Here is a 7496-nt window from a genome sequence, read left to right as displayed (position 1 = left end):
GCCGGTGCCCCCGGTACAGAAACCGGCACGCTCAGCTTTTCCACCAACGATTCCGAAAATTTGGCCTTAACGGTTGCCCTTAGCGGAACGGGCGTAAGCGCGCCTTTGATCGGGCTCGAGCCAGGTGCGCTGAGCCTCAGCCTCGCCGCAGGCGAAACCGGAAGCGCATCCTTCTTCATCCAAAACAATGGTGAAGGCGACCTCAATTTCACCATCCCCGCTTTCGACAGCTCACAGCGTTTGCTTAGCGGCCGCGCCGGTGCGGTAATGCAGAATCCCGCTTTTGACCAGCCCACCACGGATTACCTCAACGCCCGCAGCCTGATGCACGCCGTTGCAAACGGCACCCTCGCTGCCCTGCCAGATTTTGCCGCTGAACTGCTTGAGCAGCAGGCGTTTTCGGGGGATGGCATCACAGCTCAACAGCCGGGCACCGGTGCAGGCCTTGCCTCTGAGCCGTTTGTAATCACGATGGATGGATTTAGCCCGGCACCCGGTGCCTTCACCCGTGTTTCCGGCTCGCTGAGCGGTAACATTGAGGTGATAAACGCTGATTTCGTCCTCACCGAAAATAACAGCGCGACCTGGGCAAACGACCTCACCCTGCTGTTCGCCACATCACCGAATCCTGATTTCAGCAATCCCGAGGAGTTTTTGTTTCAGTTAGGCGGAACCGATATTTACGCCGATTTCCAATTTGGTTGGTTTACCGGCGGTAGTCCGGTACCCGGAACGCAGGTTTTCATACAGCTTGCGACGGATGAGCCTATCCCGATGGAAAACATCTACCTGTTCATTGGCCATGGTCTGGCAAGCGGCGGTCCGGCTGTGTGGGATGGCACCATCACCGTTCAGTCGTTCACGGCAAATGCCCCGTCGTTTATCACCGATGCAAGCCCCTCAGCCGGTACCGTAGCACCGGGCGAAGCCCTCGAAATAGGCCTTTCTGTTTCTGCTGAGGAGCTTGTGGCCGGTACTTTCACCGATCTGCTCGCCATTCTGAGCAACGATCCGGTTAACGGATTCACAACGCTTCCGGTAGAACTTAACGTAAGCGGTACCCCTTCAGCCGAACTGCTTTCTGAAGTGCTTTCCTTCGGGCAGGTTTTCGAATCAGACACAGAAACCCGCAGCTTTATGGTGCGCAACAACGGCACCGCGCCCCTCGAGCTTTCCAACTTCGCGGGCGATAATCCTGATTTTGTTGTACAAACCGAAAGCCTGAGCATTGCGCCGAACGCAGCCGCCTCCGTAGCGGTGGTCTTCACTGCCAGCGAGCTGGGTGAAGCTAACGGAAGCCTCACCTTCGACACCAATGATCCGGCGAATCCGACCCTCAGCGTAGCGCTGCAGGCCGAAGTTGTGGCGCGCCCGCTTGCGGATGTAAGCCCGCTCAGCTTCACTTTTGCTCTCGACGCGGGCGACAGCACCACAGCTGAGATCGAAATCACCAACAGCGGCAGCGGTCCGCTGAGCTTCAGCTTCCCCCGTTTTGACGTAGCTGAGCGCGGCCTAAACCGCGCACTTCTTACCGGTGAAGCGCAGGGCCTGAGCCGCAGCATAGCGTCCGGCGCATTCGCACAGACCGAAGGCAACCGGGGAGCCATCGCCGACCGTTTCCTGCTCGATGCACATGCAAAAGGCCTCACAACAGAGGCGGATGCAGCCGCCGTAGCCCGCGCTGCAGCCCGCTTCAGCGAAACCGAAAATGAAGACACTGCTGCACAGCCGGCTACTACCGGGGAGGGCTTCCTCATTGAAATGGACGGATTTGAAGCTCAGGGCGGTGAATTCACACTGATCGGTGAAGCCGTGAGCGGTACGCTGGAACAGGTTGTGGCCGACTTCGTGCTCAATCAGGCAACCGGAATTACCTGGGCAAGCGACCTTACCGTGCTGATTACAGCTACTCCAGAACTGCCCCTTCAGCACTCAAACGATGTGCTTCTGCAGCTTGGCGGTACCCTCAGCTATGCAGCGCCGGGCCGTCGCATCAGCTGGAGCATGGGTGCATCAAGCGTGAGCGGAACCCCCGTACAGGAAACCATCACCCTTGCGCAGCCCATGGAGTTTGAAGAAGTGTACATCTGGATCGGCAACGGCTGGATTGCGCACGACTTCGGCGTATGGTCCGGCGAAATTCTCCTCGGCGGACTCGGCTCGACGGCCGAATTCTTTGCCGGTGCAAGCAGCGCAAGCGGCACGGTAGCTCCCGGCAGCACAGAAACCGTGAGCCTGAATATTTCCACCCTTGACCTGATTGCCGGCACCTACACCGACCGCCTGCTGCTGCTCACCAACGATCCGCTGAGCCCGCAGTTTTTCATTGAGGGTGAACTCTCCGTAGCCGGAGAGCCCGACCTTGCCGCGGAAAGTCCGGAGCTGGATTTTGGCAGCGTGTTCAACGGCAGCAGCCGTACCCTGGGCGTCGTGCTCACCAACACCGGTACCGATGTGGTGGAAATCACCTCCTTTAGCGTAAGCGGGGAAGGCTTCTCGACCGACGCAGAAGGCTTCACCCTCGCTGCCGGCAACAGCGCTGCCGTAAGCGTGCGCTTCGAGGCCACCACAAGCGGCAGCTTCACCGGCGAATTTGTGGCCGTGAGCAATGCGGTTTCGGGGGATGTGACCGTCGCCCTGAGCGCAACTGCGAGCGACCCCGGCATCCTCTCGGTTGATACCACACCGCTGAGTTTCGAACTTCCCCAAAATGAGATGGAGACCAGCATCATCACCCTGAGCAACACCGGTGCGGCCGACCTCGAATTCAGCCTGCTTTCGCTTCAGATGCCGGACGGCAGCGAGCGCCCGGTGCAGTCAGCCGGAATCCGCAACACCACAGCTGCAGGTACTGCCGCAGCTGCTGCAAACCGCGGCGTAGTGATGCTCGACGGATTGGTTCAGGCGCAGCAGGGCTTCAGTCAGCCATTCCAAAACCGTCCCGTTTCATCCGGCAATGCCGGCCTGATGAACGAGCCGGAAATAATCTGGGAGCAGCAGCCGGATGGCTTCAACGGCATTATGAGCTCACGCTTTGGCCTCGACGGTTCAGGGGTTTACTCCGCCGATGATTTCACGATAAATGGTGCGGCTCAGATCGCGCGCATCACTGTGAGCGGGTTTCTGCAAAACGGAATTCCGATTCAGGAAGCTGCAAATGGCGTGATTTTCAGCATCTACAGCGACAGCAACGGCAAGCCCGCCGGCAATCCCGATAACAATAGTGCAGAGCCTGTATTCAGCTTCAGCGGTCAGTTTGGCGCACCGGGGCTCATTGTTGAGCAGGTTAACTCCGGTGACACCGGTGAGCATCAAACCCGCCTCATTCTCGATCTTCAGGAAGCAAACGGCGAAGGCCTGCTCCTCGGAGAGGGCACCTACTGGCTGGTAGCCGCGCCGATGCTGAACGGCAATATCGGATCAGCAAGCGCCTGGTATCAGGCTACAAGCAGCACAGGAGGCAACAACGCGCAGGTTATCGATACCGCCGACCTGTTTGGATTTGGCCTCACTAACTGGACCGACATCGCTGAATTTACGGATCCGACTGCTGCAAATCTTGCTTTCAAACTGGAAGGAACCATGCTCAACTTTCTGTCGGCCAACCCCACACAGGGCGTCATTGCGCCGGGCGATACAAAAGATGTGATGCTCATGGTTGAAGCCGCTGATCTCGAGCCGGGCACCTACACCGTGAACCTGCGCATCAGCACCAACTCACCTCTCACGCCTTTTGCTGAAATTCCGGTTACCCTCACCGTTACCGAAAGCGAGAGCGGCCTGCGCTGGGCTAACCTGCTCTACCCCAATGTGATCGAAATTGCACAGGGTGAAAACTTCACCACGCACGGACTTGTCCAGGCGATGGATGAGTCTATGAGCCTGGATGATGCCCCCATCCGGATGTGGGTCGGTTTCCATACCGAAAATATGCATCCCGGTTTCTGGGGTGAAGAGGTCTGGACCGAAGGCAGCTTTTTCCAGATGCACGACGAGCGCGCGGAGTTTACCGCAACGGCCGGTGCCCATCTCGAGCCGGGTGAGTACTACTTCACAACCCGCTTTCAGCTGGAAGATCACAGCTTCGTATATGGCGGCTACCATGAGCTCGGCGGCGGTTTCTGGAACGGAATGTACCACGTTTCCGGTCAGCTGCTTGTAACCCAGCCTACTTCTGTTAATCCGCAAACCGATGTGCCCCTTGCGTTTGAACTGAAACAGAATTATCCTAACCCGTTCAATCCCACCACGCAGATCAGCTTTGCCCTGCCTGAAGCGGCTGATGTACGCCTTGAGGTGTTCAACCTGCTGGGTCAGCGGGTGGAGCTGCTGGTGAACAGCCGCATCAGTGCAGGCACGTACACGGTCAGTTTTGATGCCTCACGCCTCTCAAGCGGGGTGTACATCTACCGCATCGTAGCAGGCGAAATGGTACAAACCCGCAAAATGATGCTGGTGAAATAAGCCTCACTTCAAAGGAAATTCCGGCTTTCCCCGTTAGTCTGCTTTCTGCAGAATCCCCCGGCGGGGAGGCCGGTATGATTATTCGGCCGGTTCAGGGGCAATTTATCGGCTGAAGAACAAGCAGGAACCCGAACGCAAGTTTAGGTTCCTGCTTTGTTTTTAGGAGGATGGGATGCGGGGATGGCACCTACAGGATGTTGCTTTAAGGCCATGCCCGGCACTACACTACAGTTCTATGACTTCCCCAAGCCCCAGCCCTTCGAGACGGTCTCTTTGCGTGGCGGCATCCCCTACAATCAGGTAAATCATGCGGTCGGGATCGGCAAGCGTGCGGCCCAGCGCCTGCATGCGTTCGAGGGTCATGTCGCGGACAATCTGCTGCCGCTCCTGAATGTAGTCCGCCGGCCAGTTGTAGCGGCTCATGGTTTGGGCGATGTTCAGCTTGGCACCAAGCGTTTCGAAGGCCCGGGCGTTGCTCTTGAGCAGGAAGCTCTTCGTGTTTTCAAGATCTTCGGCTGTGAAAGTATCGCCGTATTCGGCCAGGATCTCGCGAATCAGCGCGACCGCTTCGAAAGTGATATTGCTGCGGACTCCGGTGCTGATGGTGAAGGGGCCGGCCGAGGGGCCTCCGCTAAACGAGGAGCCGATGTTATATGTGTATCCCCGGCCTTCGCGCAGCTCCTGCGTGAGGCGCGAGGCGAAGCCTCCCCCGCCCAGGATGTAGTTCATCACCGTGGCCGGGTAAAAATCGGGATCGGTTTCGGCCAGCGCCAGGTAGCCGATGCGCACGACAGACTGCGACGCATTCGGCACATCGTAGAAATAGACGCGTCCGCCCGCTGCAGGATTCGGCTCAGGCATTACCGGAACCGACAAATTATGGTTCGGCATGGCCCGTGCCAGCGGCTCCAGAATTTCTTTCGCATCCGCCTGTGTTACCGCGCCGGCTATGTGGAAGGTGGCAAGATTGGCAGAGATGTTGGCTTCATACCAGCTCCGCACCCCTTCCAGGGTGAGCGACTGTACCGACTCTGCGGTACCCAGCACGCTGCCGGCCAGCACATGACCCTCGCCGTAAAGCAGCTCATTAAACTGAAGGGTTGCGATGCTGTTCGGGTTGCCGCGCTGCTGCGCTATGGATGAAGCGATGCTTTGCCGGGCAAGCTCAAACTCGCGCTCGTCCCAGCGTGGCTGCAGCAGAACCTCTTCCACCAGCAGCATCAGTGCTGGCAGATTACGCGTGAGTACCGTGCCTGAAACCGTAATTTCCTGCCGGCCGGCATTCACGTTCAGGCGGGCACCCAGCAGGTCGATGGCTTCTTCCAGCTCGGCTGCGGTTCGGTTGGCCGTACCCCGCATCAGCATGGATGCCGCCATATTCGCCGTTCCCGGCGCGGCACCGGCATCCAGCAGTTGCCCGCCGTCGATGCGCAGATTAAACTGTGCCAGCGGCAGTTCAAAGGTTTCAATGCCAAAAAGCTGCACGCCATTGGCGAGTCCGGTGATGTACACCTCCGGCACATTCACCTGCGGCTCCGGACCGTAGGGCGGTTCAGCCGAGCGGTCGATGCGCGATGGGGTGCGCTCAAACGGGGTATCGGGCGGCAGAACGAAGTCTTCCCCCTCGGCACCTTCCACAATCGGTTCAATGGTCACTTCGGCCTCGACCGAGCCGGAAAGTACCAGCTCCGGCTGACCCCGGGGCACAAAACTCGTAGCTACGTGATGTTTGCCGCGGATGTACTGATGAAACACGCGCATCACATCATCTGCCGTAACAGCCAGCAGGTGACGGATTTCAGTGTTGATATAGCCCGGATCGCCGGCAAGAATGTTGTAGTCGGCCAGCTGTATGGCCTTGCCCAGCACGCTCGACAGGCGGTTGTAATAATCAGTTTCGAGGCCGGCCTTGACCCGCTGAAGATCATTTTCGGAGAATCCGTCCTCCTCAAAACGCACGAATGCCGCTTCGATGCCCTCCGCAGCGCGGTCCAGCGCAATGCCCGGAAATGCTCTCACGCCAAGAATCACCTCACCGGCGCGCTCAGCAGTAAAGTTAAACATGAAGGGGGAAGCGGTAATCTCCATTTCCTCGACCATCACCTGATACAAGGGCGCATTTTTACCGGAAGCCAGCAGCTCGGTGAGGATCTCCAGCGGGTAGCTGTCCGGATGAAACTGCTCGACCGTAGGCCAGGTGTAGCGCAGCTCCGGCAGGCGGGCGAAATTGTCCTCATGAAAAAGCCGGCGCGTTTCGGTGAGGGTCACCGGCATGGGCACAACCTCGGGAATGTCGCGCCCGCGGGGGATTTCATCGAAGTAATGATGCACCCAGGCCCGCGCCTGATCGGAGTCGAAGTCGCCGGCAATCACCAGCGTGGCGTTATTCGGCACATACCAGTCGTTGTAAAAGGCATACACATCGTCGAGGGTGGCGGCCTGCAGATGCTCAAGCGAGCCGATCACCTGCCAGCTATAGGGGTGCCCCTCGGGGTAAAGCGCCTTGTGCGTAACGTAGAAGGTGTGGCCGTACGGGGCATTATCAACACCCTGACGCTTCTCGTTTTTCACCACCTGCTTCTCCTTTTCGAGCACCGCCTCGTTCACGGTATTGATGAAGAATCCGAGTTTATCGGCCTCAGCCCAGATCATTTTCTCCAGGGCATCGTTCGGAACCGTCTGGAAATAGTTGGTGCGGTCGCGGGAGGTGGAGCCGTTTGCCCCGCTGCCGCCGATGCGCGCACTCATGGCGTCGAGTCCGCCCCGGCCCAGATTCTCCGACTCAAGGAAGAGCAGGTGCTCAAACAGGTGGGCAAACCCGGTACGGTGCGGCTGCTCGTGCGAAGACCCCACATGAAAAGTGAGGTTTACAGCCACTACCGGATCGGAGTAATCTTTATGAAAGATGACCTCAAGACCGTTATCGAGGGTAAATTTTTCGAACCCGATAGCGAAGTCCTGCGAATGGGCAGACGTTTGCGCGCTCAGCTCCGAAAGAGGAGCCAAAAGCAGCAGCAGCAGTCCGAAAAGCG

2 protein-coding genes are annotated in these 7496 nt (G+C 58.3%); one reads left to right on the top strand and one right to left on the bottom strand.

Features of this window, described 5'->3' with window-relative positions; genetic code table 11:
• Positions 1-4464 (top strand): choice-of-anchor D domain-containing protein (locus tag LAT75_RS14545; RefSeq protein WP_291483407.1); only part of this gene is annotated, 4464 nt, incomplete at its 5' end.
• 225 nt (positions 4465-4689) lie between these two features.
• Here the strand turns inward: LAT75_RS14545 and LAT75_RS14540 are convergent.
• On the bottom strand, positions 4690-7496 hold a 2807-nt coding region (locus LAT75_RS14540), incomplete at its 5' end, for a pitrilysin family protein (protein ID WP_363320581.1).

The organism is Cyclonatronum sp. (assembly GCF_022565315.1).
Taxonomy (GTDB): domain Bacteria; phylum Bacteroidota; class Rhodothermia; order Balneolales; family Cyclonatronaceae; genus Cyclonatronum.
Note: the sequence above shows the minus strand (reverse complement) of the source record. Positions and strands in the feature narration are given on the sequence as shown.